This window comes from uncultured Porticoccus sp. (assembly GCF_963975625.1).
GTDB lineage: Bacteria > Pseudomonadota > Gammaproteobacteria > Pseudomonadales > Porticoccaceae > Porticoccus.
Genome location: NZ_CAXBHS010000004.1, coordinates 21,572 through 40,960, shown reverse-complemented (window position 1 = coordinate 40,960; position 19,389 = coordinate 21,572). Strand labels below are relative to the sequence as shown.

The following is a 19,389-nucleotide window of genomic DNA, read 5'->3' as shown; positions in this document are numbered from 1 at the left end:
AAAAAAAGAATGACACGATTTCTCACGGTGCTTTTAATAGCAGCCATTCCTTGGCCTGCGTGTCTATCCGGAGAGACGCCCAAGTATGACCGCTCGCTCTTTGACGAGTGGGCTGATGAAGATCAAGACTGCCTCAATACTCGTCATGAACTTCTAATAGAGATATCGACCAGCACAGTCCAGGCCGGCACCAATACTTGTACAGTAATCTGGAATGATCCCTACACCGGAAAGATATTCTTTGACGCCAAACAGATGAGTATTGACCATCTGGTTTATTTGAAGTGGGCCTAGGATAACGTGGCTTATCGCTGGTCATATGAGAAGCATAAAATTTTTGCCAACGGGGAAAACAACCTGTTTTCAGTGGAGGCCAGGTTGCTACCCTCGAGGTAGAATTGCTCATGATACCGGAACTGGCACTTGACTCCGCGGATGGTTACACGCTTCTTGTTCTGAGGCGCGCCTCTGGTTGATACAAAACTGGAGACGAGTCAAATGCGGTACCACGCACAAGCTAAGAGAAGCGTGTAAATGTTGTTCAACTCTTTTGAATTTCTACTTTTTTTCCTGCCCACAACACTGGCTCTATTTTTTCTCAGCGCGCGCTATTTTGGCAACGAGGCAGCTATCGGGTTACTTGTTCTCTGCTCCCTAGGTTTCTATTCATGGTGGAACCCCATTTACCTGTTGCTGATTCTGTTCTCCATGGCGTTCAATTTTCAGGTGGGCAAGCGCCTCGGTCAGCGCAGTCACAAGGGCTTGCTTGCCTTTGGCATTACGGTAAACCTTGGACTGCTCGCCTACTATAAATATGCCAATTTTTTTGTATCCAACGTGAGCTCTCTGCTCGCCACCCACTGGTCATTGGGTGATATTCTACTGCCTCTGGCGATCTCTTTTTTCACGTTTCAACAGATTGCTTATCTGGTAGATTCTCACCGAGGCATTACCCGAGAATACAGATTCTTGCACTACGCGCTTTTCGTTTCCTTCTTTCCACAGTTGATCGCAGGTCCAATCGTTCACCATCGAGATATGCTGCCACAATTCATGCGGACAACCCCCTTTTGCCTGAAACCGAATCATTTCGCGATAGGCTTGAGTATTTTTGCCATTGGATTGTTCAAGAAAACGGTATTGGCCGATGGGATTGCTTCCTACGCCAACCCGGTATTCAATGCCGCAGACAGCGGGCAGACTGTCGATTTTTTTACTGCTTGGGGAGGCGCGCTGGCATACAGCTTTCAACTCTACTTTGACTTTTCAGGCTATTCGGACATGGCTATAGGTCTGGCACGCATGTTCGGCATTGTACTACCACTGAATTTCTACTCTCCCTACAAAGCCGCCAGTATCTCCGAATTCTGGCGACGTTGGCACATCACCTTGTCTCATTTCCTTCGCGACTATGTCTATATCGCATTGGGTGGCAACCGGCGTGGCAGGACACGGCGCTTCGCCAACTTGATGACGACCATGCTACTGGGTGGTTTATGGCACGGCGCCGGCTGGAACTTTATTATATGGGGCGGCCTGCATGGCCTGTACCTCATTCTCCATCAGATGTGGCAAGCTTTGTTGTCAAAGCTATCCCTGAGTCCTTCTGGTTCTGCGTATTCCGCACTCGCCTGGCTGATGACCATGCTTTGCGTTGTTGTGGGTTGGGTTTTCTTCCGTGCAACCACCTTTGAAGGGGCCATTGGTCTACTGCAAAGTATGATCGGATTACATGGTTTTACCCTTCCCCAAGGCATAATGGCACGCCTCGGCGACGTAGGGGTACTCCTTCAGTCTCTCGGCATGGAAGTCGCTTTCGGCGGCGGTCAGGTTTTCGTGCTCACTTGGCTCTGGATCATGGCCCTGCTGATCATTGTTCTGGTGATGCCCAATGTCCAGGACATGTTCAACTGGGTCAGGTGCTCACTGCGTAACCAGCACTTTGATACCACTGATAGCGTGTGGCCAATGCTCTCCCGGGTGTGCAAACTGCAATGGAAAGAGAGCATTGGGTGGGCAATAACCTGCGCAGCCTGCCTTGCACTCGGGTTCCTCACCCTGTTTCAGGTAAGCGAATTTCTGTACTTCCAGTTTTAGGAGATAAGGCATGGTTTATCTGAATCGCTTCTTCATCTGTACTTTTGTCGTCATTGCAATAGTCTGTGCGGTAAACTGGTTTATCGACCCATATGGCATGTACTGGTCTCCAGTAATTGTAGGGATTAATAGCACCAAACCTGCTTCCGGAGATCGGGTTAGGGTAATAAAGGCTTACCGGGCCCCGGAATTCGCGCCTCAGGTGCTGATTGTAGGAAACTCTCGAGCTGAAATGGCTCTCCACCCCGAACACCCTTCCTTTGACAGTGCTAGAGTCTACAACCAGGCCATGCCTGGCGCAGGAATTCGTCTACAAACCGACTACGCGCGTAATACCATTGACACCACGCCAAGTCTGAAACGGGTCATCATGAGTGTGGACTACCTGGATTTTCTGGTGCGCCATGCTCGGTTCTCCGAGCCTCATATCGAAGACGCAGCACCGGACTACCTGTTAAGGCTGCCGCTGTATACCCCCGGCTGGTCTGGTCGTGCGATGCGGCTGCGCGAAAAGTCCGCCCTGCTGTTTTCACTTGATGGCTTACTCGATAGCGTACGCACAGTCTTTCAGCAAAGCGCAGCCGTAAACAGTATCGACCCGACCGGCTTCAATGATCCGGCGAGTTACGTCAACATACTGCGCCATGAAGGCATCAACGCGTTGTTCGTGCAAAAGTTGGAAGGGCTCGACGGAAACATGAGAGGTCGAGACCTCATGACTATCGACTCTGATACCGGACAGCGCTCACCTCAATACGGTATTCTTGCCGATTTTCTTGCCGATCTTTCCGAGCAGGATATTCATGTACAGTTGTTTATCAGCCCGTACCATTTCAGTTATCTCCACTTGCTTAATGACCTGAGCATGACCAAAGATTTTATCGCATGGAAATACGAGTTGCTGAAGGTGGTCGAGGAGAGCGGAGCAAACTTTAATTTGTGGGATTTCAGTGGCCCATCCATCTTCATACAGGAACCTGTGCCGGTTGGCTCAAATCGCGCCATGCAGTGGTACTGGGAACCCGCTCACTACCGCCGTGATCTAGGAGATAAAATATTGGAATCTCTTGCGACAGGCAAGGCTATATCACAGTTCGGGACCCCCCTCACAAAGGGTGCTATCGAAGCGGTAACCGAGGCACATTATTCACTATTGAGTGATACCCGCGACGACTGGCAGGCGCTTCAGCAATCACTAAATATCGATATAGATGCGTTACCAGAAAGTCAGTAGAGCGTGGCAGCACTAGCGAAGAGCTGAAGGTTCTGACGGAGTGAGTCGATTTTTACTGGACACTCATCTAGGATGATTAAGCATTTTGAGTATTATCATGAAATCACTGACAGTGATCGCCAGCTGCGCTGGATGAGCAATTCCCGCTGCCATATGAGGATGAAAACTAGTGGTGGTTCAAAGTTCATTGAACTCGCCCTGATAGTAACTACAAATTTTGGGTATAGAATTATTTTTTGTTTCGGTAATTCCCGTTGGAGTGTCTGGAGGTAGCATTGCGTACATTCCAATTTTTGAGATTGTTAAACATATTATTGTGTGCCATGTACTTGGGAGTGCCTCATGGAGTTATGGCTGGTGATAATTCCTGGGAGACATATCGGGCCATACGTCTACAGTCTGAAAAAGAACCGCGGGAATATTCTTGTGACGATCATGGGAATGAGCGCTGTTCTTCGAGTGATAGTGTCGGGTTACCCCAGAAAACCAATCCCCAGCTAGCTGAAAATGCGCCTCCAAACTGGAAAAAAATCGTTCACTGTCCGGACACGCCCACGTTCCAGAACGGCGCGGGTGCCAGGTGGTATTTTTGTGATGTAAATATTGCTACAGAGCCATACTACACCCCCTATGACAAAGACTTTCCTATCTCGTATATGATTCCAAGGGAAGATAACTTCCAAGACGCCAGGGTGCGGGTTTATCTACACCCCGATAGCGCCAATGGGGCATATGTCACAGGCCCATCATCCTTTGCATTCCGTCAAGACACCGTTGAGATACACCCAATGGAACAGCAGTGGGGAAATAACGGATATACCGGCTGGTGGCTGTACTCAGGAAATGAAGTTGGCACTATAGCCAACTACAATGGTCGTCAGATTGCGCTGGGCATTGACTATATTATGGATAAATACTCGGACAAGATCGACCTGGGCAAAGGTATCTATCTGGTAGGTAAGTCGCTTGGAGGCGCAGGTGTAATGCACCAGTCTATGATCTTGCCTAAGTATCAGGACAAGATTGCCATTGTGGATGGCATTATTGCCAGGATGATGATTCCCAAGAACGGAGAACGCGCAGTTAAACGCGCGTGGGGCACCAAAGCTGTCAACCCGGAGCTTTATGACTCCGTGGATATTCGCCTGCAATATGACAAGGTTAAGGACATTCACTTCATGTGGCGGGGCGGCTCCAATGACTCGCTTGGTCGCTTTGACATAGAGTTTCTTCAAATCTGTGAGCAGAGAAAAATCAGTTGCTCTGCTACCTGGCTGTTAAGCGGACACGGCATTAGTGAAGCCGGCTACTCTCTGAACATGCAGTTGTGGACTGACCCCAATCAAGATGCAACGCTGGACAAGATACTGCCGGTGATTACCAACAATACTTCAAACTACCACGGTAGATTGCGTGGTTATCACAACCGAGGCATTACTTGGAACCATAAAGCGATAGTGGATCAAGCCGACCGTATCGTGATTCCCTTGCAATACCGGGCCATGACGAATCTTGGTTCTGATTTGCCCGATCAGCCTCAACAGGTGATGTTTTCCGTTACCCTAAGACATGTAAAAAACTTCACTTTCCAGCCTGGAGATGAAGTGCAGTGGCAGTTTGGGCAACAGCGTGGAACAACTACAATTGCTTTGGACGGACTACTTACTATTGACGGGTTGAGACGAAAGTCCAGTCAAGGCTATCAGGAGTTAGTGATTAAGCTTTACTCCCCGCAATAACACAGTCCAGTTCTTGATCAAGGCTTACCTCGACACGTATAACGGTTAATTCAAAAGCCTATGGCTCTATAACAGCTTGGCCTTATATCACAGAAAACACCTGCATTCACTGGGCGGAGCGGTTCATTTACTGTCACAAGAAAACGGGTTCTACCATCACCAACAACTGCGGGACTTTGGGTATCTTATATGGAGAAAGCCTCTCCACACTTTATCAATCAATAAGAGGCAATAACCATGACAAATACCTTCCGCATCATCAAAAAATCCACATCCTCGAAACTCTCCCCTAAGTCCCCAAGCTCCCTCACCTACCACGTCGGCTATGACGACAACTCAAAATCCTTTCATTTCCGTATCACTGCCAACTCCGGTGGTGGTTTCTTCTCAAATGAATGGATACCCTTGAGTGATATTCTGGACACCATCGCAACAACCTTCCCTGTTAATCCCTTCAAGGCCATCATCTTCAAACCACTCTATCAATCCAAAGGCTCTAACAACCACGGCTTCTTGGCGGCGGCACTTCGAGCTGAGAAGCTATTTCTGCCCGTTGAGAAGTAGTTGATGTCTCACACTCTAGGTGACACCAAAGGTTTTAATACGGCTATGCAAGGAGTTCTACCCCGTTTCCACGAAGCGTGGCCAAATTTTCATTCGGGTGACTTTTTCAGATTGATGGAAACAACTCACGGTAAGCGTGATAATGACTTTCCTCTTCCAATCGTAAATCCTAGGCAAAGGCAAATTATGAGCAATAAAGTACCCAGTGTGATATTCAAAACGCGTGTCCGTGGCGAAAGCGTTGGCGGGAGAAGCCCATTTATCTGGAAGGATATTTCAACGGAAGACGTATTTTCGGGTAAAAATGTCGTTATATTTTCACTCTCGGCTGTATTTACTGAAACCAGCTCCCGCAATCATCTGCCTGACTATGATGCCAAGTATGAGGAACTGAAATCACTGGGTGTTGATGACGTGTACTGCCTGAGCGTTAGCGCTCCTTTTACCATGCTTCAGTGGGCAAAAAATTTAGGTCTTAAACATGTAAAAATGCTGCCTGATTCACATGGAAATTTTACTCGCCTGATGGGAATGCTGGTTAAAAAAGGGCCGGGTGAGGTGTCATGGCGTTATTCTGCCCATGTAGTTGATGGAGAAATAAAGCAACTCTTTGCTGAAACTGGGATGATGGATGATTGCCCAGATGACCCATTTGAGTGCAGTGATGTGGACACAATGATTTCTTACCTAAAGAAATAGAACTTCACCAACAGGATGTTGACCGAAACAGTTTCAGGTGAGCCACCCCTAACAAAACAAATTGTAGCTACCCTGCTATATGTGTATGGCTGCCTGGCGACATTATTTAGGAGAAGAACCGGGCAATGAGGTTCTTATTTAGCCTTACCGCTTTGTTAATAGCATTTCACACTTACAGTGATGAGCTACCTTCATGCATGGCAAACGCGCAAACGCAGTTAGAAATAAATCAGTGTGCAGGTATCAATTTGCTAACGGCGAGACGCACGCTTGAGAGCATGCTTGAAAAAATCAGGCACGCTTACAAATCAGCAAGCCCAGAATTTTTGACAAAACTCGACGTTTCCCAAAAAGCATGGGAAGAGAGCGTGAAAGCCAATATGGAGCTGAAATATCCGCTCGAGGATAAATGCCTACAATACGGTAGTGTTTACCCGATGTGTGCCAGCGGGTTTGAATCCAGACTTGTACTGGCCCGCATTGAGTTTCTGAGAGAGTGGTTGAACGGACATGAAGACGGTGACATTTGCTCAGGCTCAATTATCCACAGTTACTCTATCCAGAGGGATTGTTCCAACATTGGAAAGTAGCGATTGGCAAGTAACCTGATCTTCCCCAGCATAACGCCCCTCAACATTCAGTATCTGGCATACATACAGGGATTCATACTATATTCTGGCTGACACTGGATCGGTAATAGTCGGACATAAACCACCGACTATCAGCGATGAACCATCATCCATTTTTATTTTAATCAGCCCCTTTTCTGCAAGGAGGCTCGAACCCATTGGTCAAAAGTATGTTCGATCAGCTAACACTTCTAGCCGAAAACTTTACCCTTTCAGACTCGGTGACGGGTCTGCTGGTGAATACCGGTTTTTTGCTTGCGGCAATCATTATTCTCAGGACGCTCACCGCGCGCTTTATTCGGCACAAAGTGAAGGCTCCGGAGCTGAAAGGTCGCCTGCTGGCCAATACGCGCAACGGCTTTCTGTTGTTGATACTGCTGGGGCTGGCAATTATCTGGGGGGACCAGCTGCGCACTCTAGCATTATCCATTCTGGCTATTGCCGTGGCCTTTGTAGTCGCCACCAAGGAGCTGATCTCGTGTATCACCGGCTCTCTTCTGAAAGGTGGTTCAGGGTCCTTTAACATTGGCGACCGGATTCAGATCAAGGATTTTCGCGGAGATGTCATCGACCAGAGCCTGTTGACCACAACCATTCTTGAAGTGGGCCCCGGATCCGGCGTCCACCAACGCACCGGCCACGTGATCGTGATACCCAACGCGATATTTCTCTCTGAGCCGGTAGTCAACGAAACCTTTTCCGAGCGGTACGACTTCCATGTGTTCACTGTGCCCTTCATGCGCGAGGATAACTGGCGCGCTGCTCAGGAGGCCTTTCTCGCAGCGGCCAACCGTCATTGCCAACCCTACCTGGAGTCCGTACGCCGTCACATGAACAAAATTGGTGAACGACGGGGGCTGGAAATGCCGTCGGTGGATCCTCGGGTGACGATTCAGGTGCCGGCAGCCGAGGAGATCCATCTGGTGATCCGAATCCCGACGAAGACCGGTCAACGAAGCTATCTCGAACAGCTCATTCTTTCGGAAGTGTTTGCCAACAACGACTTTTCCAGCAAGTCCTCCGGGCAACAAACTGTCCGCGAGAAATAAAAAAGGCCCGCCACTGGTGTGGCGGGCCTGGCTCAGGCTATCGTCATTTCAGACGGAAGTCCCAATCCGAATCAGTCGTCGCGGCTAACCTTTACAGGCTCCTGATTACCTCTTTGAAAATAGACCTCGAGATCGCGACCACGCGCATCGTCACCTTCAACCTCGATCCTATCTCTTCGATTGATTTTAACTTCTTCGATGTCAACAATGCCGGCCTCAGCAGCCGCTTTGGTATACAGCAACAGATCGTCAGCTGTCATGCCCCAGGTACCGTTGAGACGTTTTTCACGTTCTTCATGAACGAGGTCTGGACTACCGGCACCGGTTTCAAGTTCCACATGCCAGTCCTGATCTATCCAGCCCTCAATTTCCATACGTCCGGAGCCTTCAAACTCAATACTGGTGAAATGTGTGATGCCATAATCTGAGCCAACTTTGATCGCCTGACTGATATTGCCCGCCGGGTCAGCTGTATAGGCAAAAGGGGTCACAGCCAGTGTCGCAATCGTCAGTGTTGTAAGTAACAGTTTCATATAAACCTCCGGATTGATTGATCAAAACAGGGCCAGATAAAGCACCGGGGGAAATCCAGAACGTGAGCTGACCCGCTTGATAGGCACAGTAACAAAGCCATCCTTACAGCACCCTGAGTAACCTGTTCATAGTCCATTCATGTTCTCTTTGGCAGAATGTCCTTCATGAAACATGTTTTCAGCCAACATTGCCTGTCACTCGCCCATCACTACCGACACCGCTCTCCGCGATGCAGGGGCCGCTATTTTCTGGCAGCCATTCTGACACTGGGCTTTATCAGTCCCGGCTGGAGTGACGATGATGATTGGCGACGGCTCCACGAAGATGTTCAAGCGGGCAAAATCAAGCCTCTCAATGAGATTCTGGCAAGCCTTAACACGCGCTATGATGGCCAGGTTATCGATGTGGACCTGGAGGATGAGAACGGCGTGATAATCTACGAAATAGAACTACTCGGACCACAGGGGCAAGTGGTCGAGTTTGACGTGAATGCCGCCACGGGGGAGCTGATTGGTATTGAAGGCAGCAATATTCGTGGGATGACCCGCCCTTGAAAGTCCTCCTGGTTGAAGATGACCAGCCCCTTGCAGAGGCACTCGCCGAAGCTCTGCGGAATGTAGGTGTACTGATTGAGATAGCGCCTGACGGCAAAACTGCTGACTTTCAGGTGAGTGTCGAATGTTACGATGCCATCATCCTTGATCTCGGCCTGCCGGACGGCAACGGTGTACAGTGGCTCTCGGGGTGGCGCGCCCGCGGTATGGACCTGCCTGTCCTCATCCTCACGGCCAGGGAGCGCTGGTCAGACAAAGCCGCCGGGTTTTCGGCCGGTGCCGATGATTATGTGACCAAACCCTTTGAAACAGCCGAGGTATTACTCCGCCTGCGGGCACTGATTCGCCGCAGCCACGGGCATGCCCACCCGATTATTACAGTGGGCGACCTGACACTGGACACCCACACGGGCCGATTTACCTACCTGGGTATGCCCGTGTCGTTATCGGCGCAGGAATTCCGTCTGCTCTCCTATCTGATACACGCAGCGCCCCGGGTCGTGAGCCGAACCGAACTTTCGGAACATGTTTATGACCAGGATCAGGAACCGGACTCGAACGTCATTGATGTACAGATAAGCCGGTTGCGGAAAAAACTGGACAGCAACTCAATCCGCACAGTACGAGGACAGGGCTACTGTTTACCGGACCATCCGACCGACCCATGAACCGGCACCTCCTGCGCAAACTGCCGATAGCTTCCCGCATGCTGGCCACCTCGCTGATTTTGGTGGTACTCGTTATCCCGGTTGCCGGTCTGTTGCTCTCCTACAATCTTCGCGAAGCCGTCAATACTGCATTCGATGAACGTCTGGAGTCCCTGCTCAACGTGGTTTTGGCCGGCATTGAATATGACCAGCAAACAGACACACTGGCACTCAACCAGCGACTCGGCGATGCCCGCTTCGATCAGGTGTTCTCCGGCTGGTATTGGCAGGTTTCCGACAATGCCTCCCGGGTTCTGACCTCCCGCTCCCTATGGGATCAGCGCTTACCTCTGGCAGCAGGCCCGCAACTGCAATACAGCACAATTTCCGGCCCAAATGGGGAAACCCTGCGCAAGCTGGAGCGGGATGTACGACTGCCAAGGCTCCCTGTCACTCTGCACGTTGCCGTGGCTGCTGACCTCAGCGAAGTGGATGCCGCGCTGGCCCGCTTTGAGCAACTGCTCTGGCTCTCGTTAGTGTCGCTGGGAATTTTGCTGCTGCTGGGCATCTGGTGTCAGTTGCACTGGGGACTGGAACCGTTAAGACGCATCCGAAGCAATCTGCAGGCGGTGGAAAAGGGTGACTGTGAGCGGCTCGATACCGACCTCCCCGAAGAGTTGAACAATCTGGCAACCGCGATCAATACCGTACTGGAACGCGACCGGCAGTTGATGTCCCGCGCCCGCACCGCGGCGGGCAACCTGGCCCATGCCATCAAAACGCCGGTCAGTGTAATGATGACGACAACAGAGCAACTGCCTGCCGGTCAGCGCGAGATCATGGCATCCGAACTGAAACGACTGAACGAAGCTGTGCGACACCACCTGGCCCGGGCTTCCGCCGCTGGCCCAGTGGTGCTGAGGCCGAGAGTGACACTATCGGTGGCACTTGAGCCTGTCTTTAACGGTATTTCACGATTGGCCGAACGAAAGAACATCGCCTTTCAAAAACCCGAAGTACCACCACTGCAGTTGCAAATCGATGCCCAGGACCTACAGGAAATTGTCGGCAATCTGCTGGAAAATGCACTGCACTGGGCCAAATCGACAGTGGTGATGGCGATCTACAGTGAAGCTGACAACCTGCACCTCAGCATTATGGACGACGGGCCGGGGATGTCGTCCCAGAGCCGGGATGAAGCGTTGCAACGCGGTGGCCGGCTGGATGAGCAACGCTCTGGCTCGGGCCTTGGGCTCGCCATTGTCAGCGAGTTGATCCAACTGTATGACGGGCAATTGCAATTAAAACCGTCTCCCATGGGCGGTCTGCTGGTAACCGTATGCCTGCCTTGCCTGGCTGCTTAAAATTGACGACTGGTCCAGGAACCAGCTCAAACGCAGGCGGGGATTAAAAACGTTGTTTCAGCCCAGTCGCCAGCGCCAATCCGCTCAGGTAAGCAGACTCCGCCCTGCCACCCAACAGCCAGTCACCACAGACACCCAACTGCAACTGTTCATCCATTAAACACTCCGCTTCCGGCGATACTTCAGGTGTTGCTTTGTCTGTTGCTTCGGGTATTGGCACGGTATTGGCGTAGCGCCAGCGATGCAGTCGAGAGTACTTTGGCTTCGGCAGCGTTTTAGCCATGAGCCGTTCCAGTTCGTGCCACAGGGCCCGCTGAACCTGCCGGGAATCGCTATCCAGATGCTGCTCGGCCCAGGTATTGGTTGAATGCACCATGAGGCCACAACCGCCAGTGCGACCGGGACGGGATGACTCAAACGCCAGCCAGCCAATGGGAGAATGCTTCACTACCGCCGCCTGCCACAGACTCTGAAGCGGTTCGGCAAAGCCCAGCAGCAGACTGTAACAACCGAGCATTGCCGTGTTGGTCACCTGCTCGTAACCGGTAAAGGCTGACGGCAGCAGTGCCGCAGATTGTGGCGCTGGCATGCTACAAACGACCCAGTCAAAAGGACCGTGGCAGGTATCGTTGCGATCCCGCAACAACCAACCGGCGATGGTTTTTTCAAGTGACGCAATCGCAGTATCAACCATCAGGTTTTTGCCCTCGGCGGCAAGCTGGCATAGGGTATTCATGCCGGGAACCGCCACATAGTGGGGTTCAAACCAGTCACGCCGATAGGATTTTCGGTCGTCTCCCAATGTGATGACCCGCGGGTGCCATTCGGCCACCCGGCCTGTGGCAATCAGTGGTTTCAGGTAGTTCTGAAAGGCAACTGAGCGGGCAGTGAAGAATTGCGCACCGTAATCAAACTGGAAGCACTCCCCGGTACGTGTGGCGATACGCCCACCGACGCGCGGAGACTTATCGAAAACCGTCACCTCGGCAAAACCATCCAGCTCACCCGCCAGGGTCAACCCGGACAGGCCAGCTCCGATAATCGCCAGACGGGGGAGCTCGGTTACAGAAGGTATCATCCCGCGTCTTCCCCCGGTATCACAGTGCAATCACTGCATAACTGACCAGGGATAACAGGGCCAACGCACTGGCACGTACCCTGAGCCGGTAAAACCAGGGTTCGAGCAGTTGCTGTCTGACCAGAACCGTATCAATCCACAGCAGGTACAGGAAGCAAAACAGCAATATCACCACACCCCACAACAGGGTCGACAGGAGGGATAACCAGGACAGCAAGGCAACGATGTTGCTGTGCAGGAACAGGTTCAGTGAGCATTGCCTGAACAAAAAGACACCCCAGTGAATACCGGCAATAAAAGCGACAATCACCGCACTATAGGCCATCAACAGATTTTGGACATCAACGGCAAGCAATGTGCTGCTCCCTGTGAACAGCCGGTAACAGAGAGGAAATAGAAATGGCAGTACGCCACCGTAGGTGAATAGCCTGGCCACAATCTCTTTGCTTGTCGAACTATTGCTCAATGGTTTTCTCTCTGATGCTCTTGCCCCGGCTGCGCCGACACCTTTCGGAACAATATTTCACATCCTGCCAGACGCGCCACCACTTTTTCCGCCAATGAAAAGGCCGACGGCAGACCACACAGATTTTGCCGGGCAGATCAGCTTTTTCCGGCATGCTGCCAACCCGTTCGCCTCACCATTCCAATCACCAGGGGATTTCCCTGCCCTGCCAATCAAGGTATAGCGCGTGCCCGACCGGTGTCATATTTTCAACAATGGACAGTAGCTGTTCCGCCACAAAATCGGCAGAAAACAGTTTGCCTTCCGGCACATTGCCCTGGAACGGTCTGGACAGCGCTGTGTCGGTGGTGCCTGGATGGAAGACCACCAACTGGACATTTTTTGCCCGCCTGGCGTATTCGACTGAAGCAGTCTGAACCAGCATATTCAGGGCCGCCTTGGAGGCTCGATAGCCATACCAGCCACCCAGCTTATTGTCACTGATACTGCCAACCCGGGCACTGAATAGTGTCAGGGTGCAGATCTGTTCACTGCGCAGGGAACCCACGAGATGCTTCAACCACAACAGGGGTGTGAACGTATTGGCCCTAAACACCGTTTCAATACTGGACAAATCTATCTCTTCAAGCCGCTTTTCGGGACGAATCCTGTCACCCTCGTGGAGCATACCGTTACAGATAAACACCCGTGAAAACTCACCGGGTTCGCCATTGAGCAGTGCAACCGTCTCGGCGATACCCGCCTCTGAATAGTCGCACGTCAGCCAACTCACTCGCGCCGGCAAAGCGACCTCGGCGGGACTGCGACTGACGGCGTAAATCCTCGCAATGCGCTGATCGCCGCTGAGTCGGCAAATCAAACGCCGGGCAATGCCACTGGAAGCACCGACCACCAAGGCTTTTGAACTCATTGCTGCGACTCCCGTGACCGATATGACCGGTCATCAACTACCCGGCTGGAGATCTTCCTCATCGCCCACCCGAACCCCCTGTCGATCAACCGGCATGCGCCAGAGCTTGCCCTCACATACGTAAAAATACGGGCAATCCCGCATGCAGCCCCGGCAGGGCAACCTTTCAACGGTCTGTTCAGTAGGTGAAGGCATCGGTTGGTCCTTGGTTAATGGGTGAGTGTACGCAGACATGTCCCGATCGGTTCAGCCTGACCCGATACACCGCAGGGAGGTGAATTTTTTTATCGTGAAGCCATGGTTTTTGTCACTGTCTATGGCTTAGTCTTGACGGGAGTAACAACCTGTCTGGTCATATTGCGCCAGAGAGAAACAATCGGCGAGGCTTTTTGAACGCGTGGAAACAGACAAACTGGCACAATTGAGATCCGGCGACCCGGTACTTTTTGCAGAACTGGTTCGCGACCACCACCGCGCCCTCATCGCCCTCACGGTGCCCATTGTCGGTATCAGCGAAGCCGAAGAAGTGGTGCAAAATGCCTGGCTGAAGGCCTACCAGGCCATTGGCAGCTTTGCAGGGAAATCGGCGATTCGCACCTGGCTGGGTAGTATCGCCATCAATGAAGCAAGAATGCAGCGGCGCCAAAGGAAACGGGAATTGTTGTTCAGCGATCACGGCGACGAGAACCAGAATACAGAAGATGGCCTGACACAAAGGTTTACCGAGCGCGGCCACTGGCAACACCCTCCGGCCCATTGGCATATAGATTCTCCCGAGAGCCTGCTGACCGGTGAGCAGCTGGCCGAATGTCTGGAACGACTGCTAGCTGCCATGCCAGACAACCAGCGTTGTATTCTCGAAATGCGGGATGCCAGCGGACTGTCTTTTGAGGAAATCTGTAACGCACTGACGGTTTCTGCATCCAATGCGCGAGTGCTCCTGCACCGTGCGAGAACACAATTGTTCAAACTTGTTGACCATTATGAGGAGACTGGCGAGTGCTGAGCTGCCGCGACTTTGTGAACAATGCGGATCAATTACTGAATCGCGATTTGCGTGTTTCCACACGTATCTCCCTGCAGATTCACCTGTTGCTCTGTCGGCACTGTCGCCGCTATCTCAAACAGCTGCACAGACTTGTCGAAGCCATCCCCTTTATGCACAACAAAGCCACGGAAGAGGAAGTGCACAAAGTAATGGACTGTATTCATTCCCACAACAACCTGTAATCCCCGCAACAAAAGCCCCCTGCTCCGGCAAAAGAAACACAAACGCTGCCTGCAGCCGTAACAAATTCCTTTTAACGGCATCAGTTAGGCAGATTGCCGACAACATTTGTTGTGTGTTTCCTCACCGTGAAAACGTTGCCGGAGCAGACGCAGCCGGCAATCACATCCTATTAACGGTTAAAGAAATGTCATCAAAACCCGTTATGCGCTGTAACAAAAAACATCCGACGGCATCTCATTGCGGACACCTTACATTAACGAAACAAGGAACTGACTATGAAACAACCAACAAAAAACACCTTCAAATCAACCATTGGTATGGCCTTTATTTCCACCAGCCTGATACTCCCCATGGCCAGTATGGCCGACAATCCCTTCGCTGCAACCGATCTCGGCAATGGCTATCAGCTCGCCGGTAAACATGCCGCTGACAAGCCCGGGGAAGGCAAATGCGGCGAGGGCAAATGCGGTGAAGCAAACGCTGCCCCAAAGTCTGAAGAGGGCAAATGTGGAGAAGGCAAGTGCGGTGAAGAAAAACCTGCACCGAAATCCGAAGAAGGCAAACGCGGTGAAGGAAAGTGTGGTGAAGGAAAATGTGGCGGACAGTAATTTTTCCGGTTACTGCTGATTTCACGCTTCAGGGGGGGCGGCCAAGTGGTCGCCCTTCATCCTTAATTCCTGATATTCAATCAATCCGGTAAACCATCATGACCACAATGGCAATTACTCAACGGCTTAACAGGGGACTCAATGTCGCGCGACATGCAGACTTTCTCGCCCCACTGCTGCTGCGACTTTTTCTGGCACCGGTTTTCATCACGGCGGGCCTGACCAAACTGCTCGCCTTCGAGAGCACAGTCAGCTGGATGGGCAACCCGGATTGGGGGCTGGGATTGCCTCTTCCCTGGCTGATGGCGGTTCTGGCTACCGCCACAGAGCTGGTTGGCGGATGGCTGCTGTTGTTCGGGTTGGGGACACGGCTAATTGCCATCCCGCTGATGGCAACCATGCTGGTGGCCGCCTTTGCGGTTCACTGGCACAACGGCTGGTTCGCGATTGCCCCCTCGGACCCGTCAACCAGTATGGCCCGCCCCCTGGCCGCCATCGGCATTCCGACGGCGGAACAGAGTCTCGAAAACAGCGAGGCAGTGGGTGAACGATTATCAGCTGCCCGACAGATTCTTCGGGAACACGGCAATTACTCATGGCTTACAGGCAAGGGCAACATTGTCATTCTGAACAATGGCATCGAATTCGCAGCCACCTACTTTATCATGCTGCTGTCACTGTTTTTTACGGGCGGCGGCCGCTACTGCAGTGCAGACTACTGGATAGGTCGCCGGTGGCTCAATAACAGGGACTGACGACCGGCGTTTACCCCTTATGCTGCTCAATGGTTGGCCAGCACAGCCTCCCTCACCACTCCGAAACAGGAAAATATCCGATTGGCGATAAAATTACCCTAGAATAGTGCCGGTATCAGACGTTGATGATCGCTGTTCAGGAGAAGTCGTGTATGGAGGTGGACCATGTTGTCAAAGTGGTCGATATGGGTATCGATACCCACCAGGAATCCGTGGTGTACATGCGCAAGGATTCGCCGGTTTGTCAGTCGGAAGGGTTCTCTGCGAGCAGTCGCCTGACACTGAAAAGCAATGGTCATTCGCTGATTGCCACCTTGAATGTGGTGGACAATCACATTCTTCCTGAGGGTTATGCAGGCCTGTCAAAGGTCGCCATGCATGACTTACAGATCAAAAGTGGCGACACGGTGAAGATACATAACGCGCCATTGCTGAACTCACTGAGTCTGGTCCGCAAGAAAATTTACGGTCACAAGCTCAGCGAATCCGAAATCAAAAGTATCATCACGGACATCAGCGGCCACCACTACACCGACGTTGCCATCGCCAGTTTTCTCAGCGCCTGTGCAGGCAACAGACTGGACGTAGACGAAATTATCAGCCTCACCAAGGCGATGGTGGAATGCGGCAAACGGCTCGAGTGGCCGGGCCACCTTCGTATTTTCGACAAGCATTGCATCGGTGGCTTACCGGGCAATCGCACCACACCGATCCTTGTTTCCATTGTCAGTTCAGCGGGATTGATTATCCCGAAGACGTCCTCGCGGGCGATCACCTCGCCATCGGGCACCGCAGACACCATGGATACTCTGACCAACGTCAACCTCAAGCTGGAGGAAATCCGCCATGTGGTCGGTGCCACCGATGCCTGTCTGGTGTGGGGCGGCGGAGTTAGCCTGAGTCCGGTTGATGATCTGCTGATCCGGGTAGAACGGGCACTGGACCTGGATGGCGAAGGCCAGATGATCGCGTCAGTGTTATCCAAAAAAATAGCGGCTGGCTCAACCCACGCGGTAATCGATATCCCCGTTGGCGCAACAGCAAAAATCAGAACCCAGGACGAAGCCGAAAAGCTGGCATCCATGTTCACCCTGGTGGGCGCGGCCTGTGGCATTCAGCTGCGCTGTTTGATTACGGATGGCAGTGCACCAATCGGCTATGGCATCGGCCCGGTTGAGGAGGCCCGGGATATTTTATCCGTACTACAATGCCAGACCGACGCACCTCAGGATTTGCGGCAACGTTCGCTGTTTCTTGCCGCCAACCTGCTGGATATGGCCCAGGCCAACGGCGTTGCAACCTGCATCGATCAGGCCACGGAAATACTGGACAGCGGGCAGGCATGGCGACAGTTTCAACGTATCGCCAAGGCCCAGGGCGGGCTGAAAACCCTGCCCACGGCCCGTTTCCGGCATATTGAGGTGGCCGATCGGGACGGCGTGGTCACGGCAATCGACAATCGCAGGCTCGCCAGAGTGGCGAAACTGGCTGGAGCGCCGACCGATCCGGCAGCGGGGCTTCGTCTGGCGGCCTCACTGGGGGAGCCTGTCACAAAAGGACAGGCACTCTTTACCCTCTTTTCAGAGAGTCAGGGAGAACAGGATTATGCGCTGGCTTTTTACCGGGATAATGGCCCTGTGTTTACGATTGGGGAGTCGTCATGAACCCTGCCGACCAACATCCACCCCTGTTGTTCTCCCTTGATGACCATCCCCTGCTGGTACCCCTCTGCCGCGAACTGGCAGCGACCTTGGGAACGCTCGAGACCCGCCTGTTTCCGGATGGGGAAACCTATCTCAAGGTTGCCATACCGGTGGCCGGCCACCACTGCATTGTGGTGGCAAACCTGGCCAACCCGAATGATAAATTGCTTCCGCTGATATTTCTGCTGGAAACCCTGCGGGAATTGGGAGCAAGTTCGGTGGGCCTGGTCGCCCCCTACCTGTGTTACATGCGTCAGGACTGCCGTTTTCATAATGGCGAGGCAGTCACCTCACGATTGTTTGCCCGCCTGCTGTCGACCCATATCGACTGGCTGGTGACAGTGGACCCACACCTTCATCGCTACCATTCACTGGCCGATATCTACACCGTACCCAGTGTCAGGGTTGAAGGCACAACAGCTCTCACTGACTGGCTGACCAATCAATCCTCCCTGTTACTGATCGGGCCGGACAGCGAGAGTGAACAGTGGGTCTCGCGGGTTGCCCTGGCCAGTGGCCATCCCTATGTGATCGGCGAAAAGCAGCGGCACGGCGACCGGGATGTGGTAGTCACACTTCCCGACCTTGCAGGCTATCAGGATCGAACAGCAGTAATCATCGATGATGTCATCTCCAGTGGCCAAACCATCCTGAAGTGTCTACAGGCAGTCCGGCAACAGGGTATAAGCCGGGTTAAATGCGCGGCGATCCACGGTATTTTTGCCGACCGTGTCGATGAGCTGCTGTTGCAGTCCGGCCTGACGGAACTGGCCACCTGCAACACCATCCCCCATGCCACCAACTGTATTGATGTGACTCCCCTGCTGGTTCCCGCCATTCAGCGATGCTCGGGAATCGGGGGCAATCAGGGTTCTGGCAACAGGTAAAGGGTTCAGGCCACCCTGGCAACAACGGCAAACAACGGGTCGCCGCACGGAGGACTCCGGTCCATCAGCTCAATCTGCCGGTAGCAACCGGCCTCCTCAAGAAAGGTCTTGATCAGATAGGCGCGCTGCTCATCATTAAGATACAACCAGGCAGCAGTCGCCTTCGACTCAAAGTAGCGATTTGAATAGGTGATAATCAACGGGGCATCTGGCTTGAGCACCCGACCCGCATCCCGCAGCACCGCGACAGGATTCGTCAGATAATCAATCGAGACACAGATCAATACGGCATCAAATTCCCCGTCAATAAACGGCAGTGAAGGTTCACGGTTCAGATCATGCACCACCCACTGGTCGAGCTGTGGATTCCGCGCCATCTCCCGGTCATTCATGCCCAGACCGACCACGCGACCAAGCGCCAGCTCCTCGGGCAGATGGCTGAGCCAGCTGCTCATCAAATCCAGCACCGCCGTGTCGGCAGACAGGTATTCGCGGTACAGTTCAGTCACCCGGTCAATCGCATCGGGATCAATATGGCTGACAAAGCGCGGAATCCGGTAGAACTGGTCATCCGGGGCCTCGTCCATGCGCCGGAAAGTGCTGTCGGTCAGCTGAATTTTATACTTCTTGTCGAAACGCAT

At 52.5% G+C, this 19,389-nt stretch carries 23 protein-coding genes; 16 read left to right on the top strand and 7 right to left on the bottom strand.

Going from position 1 to position 19,389, the window contains the following annotated elements:
* Window positions 1-534 precede the first annotated feature (534 nt).
* The 7 genes from AACZ64_RS05070 to AACZ64_RS05040 all read left to right on the top strand — a co-directional run bounded on the left by AACZ64_RS05070 (window position 535) and on the right by AACZ64_RS05040 (window position 8,011).
* Window positions 535-2,097 (top strand): MBOAT family O-acyltransferase, encoded by a 1,563-nt coding sequence (locus tag AACZ64_RS05070; RefSeq protein WP_293614170.1) that lies wholly within the window; start codon window positions 535-537, stop codon window positions 2,095-2,097.
* Between the two features lie 10 nt (window positions 2,098-2,107).
* On the top strand, window positions 2,108-3,331 hold the full coding sequence (locus AACZ64_RS05065; RefSeq protein ID WP_293614171.1) for a hypothetical protein: 1,224 nt from the start codon (window positions 2,108-2,110) through the stop codon (window positions 3,329-3,331).
* A 350-nt stretch (window positions 3,332-3,681) separates the two neighbouring features.
* Window positions 3,682-5,070, top strand: a complete 1,389-nt coding sequence (locus tag AACZ64_RS05060; RefSeq protein WP_293614172.1) for a hypothetical protein — start codon at window positions 3,682-3,684, stop codon at window positions 5,068-5,070.
* 237 nt (window positions 5,071-5,307) lie between these two features.
* Entirely contained in the window at window positions 5,308-5,634 is a 327-nt protein-coding gene (locus tag AACZ64_RS05055; RefSeq protein WP_293614173.1) for a hypothetical protein, read from the top strand.
* A 3-nt stretch (window positions 5,635-5,637) separates the two neighbouring features.
* On the top strand, window positions 5,638-6,333 hold the full coding sequence (locus AACZ64_RS05050) for a redoxin family protein (RefSeq protein ID WP_293614174.1): 696 nt from the start codon (window positions 5,638-5,640) through the stop codon (window positions 6,331-6,333).
* A 197-nt stretch (window positions 6,334-6,530) separates the two neighbouring features.
* Entirely contained in the window at window positions 6,531-6,923 is a 393-nt protein-coding gene (locus tag AACZ64_RS05045; protein ID WP_339639749.1) for a lysozyme inhibitor LprI family protein, read from the top strand.
* Between the two features lie 209 nt (window positions 6,924-7,132).
* Window positions 7,133-8,011 carry a mechanosensitive ion channel domain-containing protein gene (locus AACZ64_RS05040; protein ID WP_293614175.1) on the top strand — a complete coding sequence of 293 codons (879 nt, stop codon included), beginning with the start codon at window positions 7,133-7,135 and terminating at the stop codon, window positions 8,009-8,011.
* 71 nt (window positions 8,012-8,082) lie between these two features.
* Here AACZ64_RS05040 and AACZ64_RS05035 read toward each other — a convergent pair whose 3' ends face one another.
* Window positions 8,083-8,544 (bottom strand): hypothetical protein, encoded by a 462-nt coding sequence (locus tag AACZ64_RS05035; RefSeq protein ID WP_293614176.1) that lies wholly within the window; start codon window positions 8,542-8,544, stop codon window positions 8,083-8,085.
* 165 nt (window positions 8,545-8,709) lie between these two features.
* On the opposite strand from AACZ64_RS05035, the gene AACZ64_RS05030 reads away from it, so the two are divergent.
* From AACZ64_RS05030 to AACZ64_RS05020, 3 genes are read left to right on the top strand one after another with little or no spacing between them, the layout of a single operon-like run.
* Window positions 8,710-9,099 carry a PepSY domain-containing protein gene (locus AACZ64_RS05030; RefSeq protein WP_293614177.1) on the top strand — a complete coding sequence of 130 codons (390 nt, stop codon included), beginning with the start codon at window positions 8,710-8,712 and terminating at the stop codon, window positions 9,097-9,099.
* Window positions 9,096-9,767 carry a response regulator transcription factor gene (locus AACZ64_RS05025; protein WP_293614178.1) on the top strand — a complete coding sequence of 224 codons (672 nt, stop codon included), beginning with the start codon at window positions 9,096-9,098 and terminating at the stop codon, window positions 9,765-9,767. Before AACZ64_RS05030 ends, AACZ64_RS05025 begins: the two co-directional genes overlap by 4 nt.
* The gene (locus tag AACZ64_RS05020) at window positions 9,764-11,110 is read left to right on the top strand and encodes a HAMP domain-containing sensor histidine kinase (RefSeq protein WP_293614179.1); all 1,347 of its coding nucleotides are present in this window, start codon (window positions 9,764-9,766) and stop codon (window positions 11,108-11,110) included. Before AACZ64_RS05025 ends, AACZ64_RS05020 begins: the two co-directional genes overlap by 4 nt.
* A 43-nt stretch (window positions 11,111-11,153) precedes the next feature.
* On the opposite strand, the gene AACZ64_RS05015 is transcribed toward AACZ64_RS05020, so the two are convergent.
* From AACZ64_RS05015 to AACZ64_RS04995, 5 genes are read right to left on the bottom strand one after another with little or no spacing between them, the layout of a single operon-like run.
* Window positions 11,154-12,188, bottom strand: coding sequence for an FAD-dependent oxidoreductase (locus AACZ64_RS05015; RefSeq protein WP_293614180.1), 1,035 nt, complete (start codon window positions 12,186-12,188; stop codon window positions 11,154-11,156).
* Window positions 12,189-12,207: 19 nt separating this feature from the next.
* Window positions 12,208-12,624, bottom strand: a complete 417-nt coding sequence (locus AACZ64_RS05010) for a DUF3429 domain-containing protein (protein WP_339639748.1) — start codon at window positions 12,622-12,624, stop codon at window positions 12,208-12,210.
* Window positions 12,625-12,643: 19 nt separating this feature from the next.
* Complete coding sequence (locus tag AACZ64_RS05005; RefSeq protein ID WP_293614182.1) at window positions 12,644-12,808, bottom strand: DUF2256 domain-containing protein; 165 nt, start codon at window positions 12,806-12,808, stop codon at window positions 12,644-12,646.
* A gap of 30 nt (window positions 12,809-12,838) precedes the next feature.
* Window positions 12,839-13,564: an SDR family NAD(P)-dependent oxidoreductase gene (locus AACZ64_RS05000; RefSeq protein ID WP_293614183.1), complete on the bottom strand. Its 726-nt coding sequence runs from the start codon at window positions 13,562-13,564 to the stop codon at window positions 12,839-12,841.
* 33 nt (window positions 13,565-13,597) lie between these two features.
* Window positions 13,598-13,759 (bottom strand): hypothetical protein, encoded by a 162-nt coding sequence (locus tag AACZ64_RS04995; protein ID WP_339639747.1) that lies wholly within the window; start codon window positions 13,757-13,759, stop codon window positions 13,598-13,600.
* Window positions 13,760-13,961: 202 nt separating this feature from the next.
* On the opposite strand from AACZ64_RS04995, the gene AACZ64_RS04990 reads away from it, so the two are divergent.
* The 6 genes from AACZ64_RS04990 (at window position 13,962) to AACZ64_RS04965 (ending at window position 18,748) form a co-directional block, all read left to right on the top strand.
* Window positions 13,962-14,570 carry a sigma-70 family RNA polymerase sigma factor gene (locus AACZ64_RS04990; RefSeq protein WP_293614184.1) on the top strand — a complete coding sequence of 203 codons (609 nt, stop codon included), beginning with the start codon at window positions 13,962-13,964 and terminating at the stop codon, window positions 14,568-14,570.
* On the top strand, window positions 14,564-14,794 hold the full coding sequence (locus tag AACZ64_RS04985; RefSeq protein WP_036859696.1) for a hypothetical protein: 231 nt from the start codon (window positions 14,564-14,566) through the stop codon (window positions 14,792-14,794). The genes AACZ64_RS04990 and AACZ64_RS04985 overlap by 7 nt, the downstream gene beginning before the upstream one ends.
* Window positions 14,795-15,070: 276 nt before the next feature.
* Complete coding sequence (locus tag AACZ64_RS04980; protein WP_036859694.1) at window positions 15,071-15,403, top strand: hypothetical protein; 333 nt, start codon at window positions 15,071-15,073, stop codon at window positions 15,401-15,403.
* A 98-nt stretch (window positions 15,404-15,501) separates the two neighbouring features.
* Complete coding sequence (locus tag AACZ64_RS04975; RefSeq protein ID WP_036859692.1) at window positions 15,502-16,158, top strand: DoxX family protein; 657 nt, start codon at window positions 15,502-15,504, stop codon at window positions 16,156-16,158.
* A gap of 152 nt (window positions 16,159-16,310) precedes the next feature.
* Window positions 16,311-17,822 (top strand): thymidine phosphorylase family protein, encoded by a 1,512-nt coding sequence (locus AACZ64_RS04970; protein ID WP_036859690.1) that lies wholly within the window; start codon window positions 16,311-16,313, stop codon window positions 17,820-17,822.
* Window positions 17,819-18,748 (top strand): ribose-phosphate diphosphokinase, encoded by a 930-nt coding sequence (locus AACZ64_RS04965; protein ID WP_036859688.1) that lies wholly within the window; start codon window positions 17,819-17,821, stop codon window positions 18,746-18,748. The genes AACZ64_RS04970 and AACZ64_RS04965 overlap by 4 nt, the downstream gene beginning before the upstream one ends.
* 5 nt (window positions 18,749-18,753) lie before the next feature.
* Here AACZ64_RS04965 and AACZ64_RS04960 read toward each other — a convergent pair whose 3' ends face one another.
* Complete coding sequence (locus AACZ64_RS04960) at window positions 18,754-19,389, bottom strand: class I SAM-dependent methyltransferase (RefSeq protein WP_272980970.1); 636 nt, start codon at window positions 19,387-19,389, stop codon at window positions 18,754-18,756.

What these genes read in the sequence shown, in the direction of transcription:
- AACZ64_RS05070 (WP_293614170.1), top strand. Translation starts at nt 535, where the DNA reads ATGTTGTTCAACTCTTTTGAATTTCTACTTTTTTTCCTGCCCACAACA.
- AACZ64_RS05065 (WP_293614171.1), top strand. Translation starts at nt 2,108, where the DNA reads ATGGTTTATCTGAATCGCTTCTTCATCTGTACTTTTGTCGTCATTGCA.
- AACZ64_RS05060 (WP_293614172.1), top strand. Translation starts at nt 3,682, where the DNA reads ATGGCTGGTGATAATTCCTGGGAGACATATCGGGCCATACGTCTACAG.
- AACZ64_RS05055 (WP_293614173.1), top strand. Translation starts at nt 5,308, where the DNA reads ATGACAAATACCTTCCGCATCATCAAAAAATCCACATCCTCGAAACTC.
- AACZ64_RS05050 (WP_293614174.1), top strand. Translation starts at nt 5,638, where the DNA reads ATGTCTCACACTCTAGGTGACACCAAAGGTTTTAATACGGCTATGCAA.
- AACZ64_RS05045 (WP_339639749.1), top strand. Translation starts at nt 6,531, where the DNA reads ATGGCAAACGCGCAAACGCAGTTAGAAATAAATCAGTGTGCAGGTATC.
- AACZ64_RS05040 (WP_293614175.1), top strand. Translation starts at nt 7,133, where the DNA reads ATGTTCGATCAGCTAACACTTCTAGCCGAAAACTTTACCCTTTCAGAC.
- AACZ64_RS05035 (WP_293614176.1), bottom strand. Translation starts at nt 8,544, where the DNA reads ATGAAACTGTTACTTACAACACTGACGATTGCGACACTGGCTGTGACC.
- AACZ64_RS05030 (WP_293614177.1), top strand. Translation starts at nt 8,710, where the DNA reads ATGAAACATGTTTTCAGCCAACATTGCCTGTCACTCGCCCATCACTAC.
- AACZ64_RS05020 (WP_293614179.1), top strand. Translation starts at nt 9,764, where the DNA reads ATGAACCGGCACCTCCTGCGCAAACTGCCGATAGCTTCCCGCATGCTG.
- AACZ64_RS05015 (WP_293614180.1), bottom strand. Translation starts at nt 12,188, where the DNA reads ATGATACCTTCTGTAACCGAGCTCCCCCGTCTGGCGATTATCGGAGCT.
- AACZ64_RS05005 (WP_293614182.1), bottom strand. Translation starts at nt 12,808, where the DNA reads ATGCCGGAAAAAGCTGATCTGCCCGGCAAAATCTGTGTGGTCTGCCGT.
- AACZ64_RS05000 (WP_293614183.1), bottom strand. Translation starts at nt 13,564, where the DNA reads ATGAGTTCAAAAGCCTTGGTGGTCGGTGCTTCCAGTGGCATTGCCCGG.
- AACZ64_RS04995 (WP_339639747.1), bottom strand. Translation starts at nt 13,759, where the DNA reads ATGCCTTCACCTACTGAACAGACCGTTGAAAGGTTGCCCTGCCGGGGC.
- AACZ64_RS04980 (WP_036859694.1), top strand. Translation starts at nt 15,071, where the DNA reads ATGAAACAACCAACAAAAAACACCTTCAAATCAACCATTGGTATGGCC.
- AACZ64_RS04975 (WP_036859692.1), top strand. Translation starts at nt 15,502, where the DNA reads ATGACCACAATGGCAATTACTCAACGGCTTAACAGGGGACTCAATGTC.
- AACZ64_RS04970 (WP_036859690.1), top strand. Translation starts at nt 16,311, where the DNA reads ATGGAGGTGGACCATGTTGTCAAAGTGGTCGATATGGGTATCGATACC.
- AACZ64_RS04965 (WP_036859688.1), top strand. Translation starts at nt 17,819, where the DNA reads ATGAACCCTGCCGACCAACATCCACCCCTGTTGTTCTCCCTTGATGAC.
- AACZ64_RS04960 (WP_272980970.1), bottom strand. Translation starts at nt 19,389, where the DNA reads ATGCGTTTCGACAAGAAGTATAAAATTCAGCTGACCGACAGCACTTTC.